This window comes from Streptomyces sp. NPDC058239, assembly GCF_042882185.1.
Lineage (GTDB): Bacteria > Actinomycetota > Actinomycetes > Streptomycetales > Streptomycetaceae > Streptomyces.
In genome coordinates this window covers 1-2,953 of the sequence record NZ_JBHVWS010000135.1, presented here as the reverse complement: position 1 = coordinate 2,953, position 2,953 = coordinate 1, and the positions used below count along the sequence as shown (strand labels likewise).

Annotated in this window: 1 protein-coding gene; it reads right to left on the bottom strand. The window is 66.8% G+C overall.

What is annotated here, in order from left to right; genetic code table 11:
• The coding region (locus ACFVYE_RS47180) for an amino acid adenylation domain-containing protein (RefSeq protein ID WP_389609752.1) at window positions 1-2,942 on the bottom strand (2,942 nt) is incomplete at its 3' end.
• Between the last annotated feature and the right edge of the window lie 11 nt (window positions 2,943-2,953).

The following is a 2,953-nucleotide window of genomic DNA, read 5'->3' as shown; positions in this document are numbered from 1 at the left end:
TCACCCAACGGCTCCCGGACCCGACCACCCTCGTCAAGCCGGTCGATCAGGCCGACAACGGTCGGCTCCTCGAACAGCGACCGGATACTCACCTCAATCCCGAGTACGGAACGGATCCGGCTCACCAGACGGGTCGCCAGCAGCGAATGCCCACCCAGGTCGAAGAAGCTGTCGTCGATCGACACCGAATCCACACCCAGAACCTCGGCGAACAGCCCGCACAGAATCTCCTCCCGCGGCGACCGGGGAGCCCGCCCGGACACGTTCGACGTGTACTCCGGAGCCGGCAGCGCCCGCCGGTCCAGCTTCCCGTTCGGCGTCAACGGCAGAGAGCCGAGCATGACGAACGCCGACGGCACCATGTACTCCGGCACACGCTCGGACACGTGCTCACGCACCACGGACGGGTCCAGGTCAGCCGGTGCCATGCCCGCGGCCGGCACCAGGTAGGCGACCAGCCGCTTGTCACCGGGCGTGTCCTCGCGCACCACCACCGCGGCCTGGCCCACCTGGGCATGACCAACCAGGACTGCTTCGATCTCGCCGGGCTCGATGCGGAATCCCCGCACCTTCACCTGCGCGTCCGCCCGGCCCACGAACTCCAGCGCACCATCCGCGGACCAGCGCACCACGTCCCCGGTCCGGTACATCCGCGACCCGGACACCACAGCGAACGGGTCCGCGACGAACCGCTCAGCCGTCAGGCCCGCACGGCCCAGATAGCCCCGCGCCAACTGCGCACCCGCGATGTACAGCTCACCCGCCACACCCACAGGCACCGGCGACAAAGCCGAATCCAGCACATACACACGGGTGTTGGCCAGCGGACCACCAATCGCCGGCTGCGCACCCGTCGGTCGATCTCCCACCACACACGACGTCGCCCAGACCGTGGCCTCCGTCGGCCCGTACAGGTTCAACACCTCACGGCCCAACCCACGCATACCATCAGCCAACACCGACGGCAGCGCCTCACCACCCACCAGCATCCGCAGACCCCGAACAGAATCCGGAACCTCCGCCACCAGCGCCTGCCACAACGACGGAGTCGCCTGCAACACCGACACACCCGACCCACGCACCAACGCACCCAGCACCAACGGATCCCGGACTTCAGCCTTCCCCGCAACCACCACACACGCACCGCTCACCAACGGCACATACAACTCCAACGCCGCGATATCGAACGCAACCGTCGTCACCGCCAACAACCGGTCAGACGAACCCAGAACACAACCCGAGCCCATCCCCACCAGGAAATTCACCAACGCCACATGCTCAATCACCACACCCTTCGGCCGCCCCGTCGACCCCGACGTATAAATCACATACGCCGGATGAGCAGGAACCACCGAAGACAAACGATCCGCATCGAGGAGGTCGAACCCGCTCAACGCTCCCACCGCGTCCTGCACCAACGGGTCGTCAAGCAACACACGCGGGGTGTCGCCGTCGCCGGGCAGGAGACCGGCCGTCGCCGCATCGGTCAGGACGAGGACCGGCTGAGCATCCTGGAGCATGTACGCGATCCGGTCCAACGGGTACTCCGGGTCCACCGGCACATACCCCGCACCACTCTTCAATACCGCAAGCAAGGCCACGACCAGGTCGGCCGAACGCGGCAGAGCCACTGCCACAAGCCGCTCCGGACCGGCGCCACACCCCACCAGATGGCGGGCCAAACGATTCGCCCGTTCGTTCAACTCCACATACGACAGCTCAACCCCACCTCCGACCACGGCGAGGGCGTCGGGAGTCTTCGCGACCTGTGTCTGGAACAGCTCCGGCAGCGTCGCATCCGGAGCCTCCCGAGCCGTGTCATTCCACGTGGTCAGGATCTGCTCTCGCTCGTCCACACCGAGCACATCGATGTCACGGACCAACCGGTCGGGCGCAGCAACAACCGCCTCCAGCACCCGCACCAGACGCTCCGCCAGGCCACGAACAGTGCCCTCCGCGAACAGATCCGTCCGATAGTCCAGCTGCCCCTCCAGACCAGCAGGCTCCCCATCGCCATCATGGATCTCCCCGAGGCTGAACGACAGGTCGAACTTCGCCACCGCACCCTGAACGGACTCCGGCCGAACGCTCAGACCAGGCAGGCCAAGTTCCGGATCAGCAACGCTCTGGAAAGTGAACATGACCTGGAAGAGGGGATGGCGAGCCATGGAACGGGCCGGGTTGAGGACCTCCACCAGCCGCTCGAACGGCACGTCCTGGTGCGCGAAGGCATCCAAATCGGCCTCCCGGACCCGCTCGACCACCTCTCGGAACGTCGGATCACCGGCCACGTCGGTCCGCAGGACCAGGGTGTTCACGAAGAACCCGACCAGGTCATCCAGGGCATCGTCGGTACGTCCCGCCACCGGCGTCCCGATCGGAATGTCCTCGCCGGCGCCCATCTTCGACAGCAGCACCGCCAGTGCGGCCTGCACCGTCATGAACACACTCGCGCCACACGACCGGGACAGCTCCACCAGCCGGGCATGCACCTCTGCCGGAACACGAAGCCCGACCGAACCACCCTCGTGGGAGGCAACCGCCGGACGCGGGAAGTCCACCGGCAGCTCCAACTGCTCAGGGAGCCCCGCCAGAGCCTCCCGCCAGAAGGCGACCTGCCCCGCGACCACACTCCCCAGGTCGTCCTCACTGCCCAGGACCTCGCGCTGCCACAGCGTGTAGTCCGCGTACTGCACCGGCAGCGCATCCCACACCGGAGCCGCACCCTGACACCGGGCCGCGTACGCCTCCGACAGGTCTTTCGCCAGAGGCGCCATCGACCAGCCGTCAGCCGCAATGTGATGGGCCACCATCACCAGAACCCACTCATCGGCAGCATCCGCCACCTCCAACAGCCGCACCCGCCACGGCAGATCACGCTCGAGATCGAATCCCGTGCCTGTCACATCGGCCACTTCCGAGGCAACGTCCTCGGCAGCCACGGACTTCACGG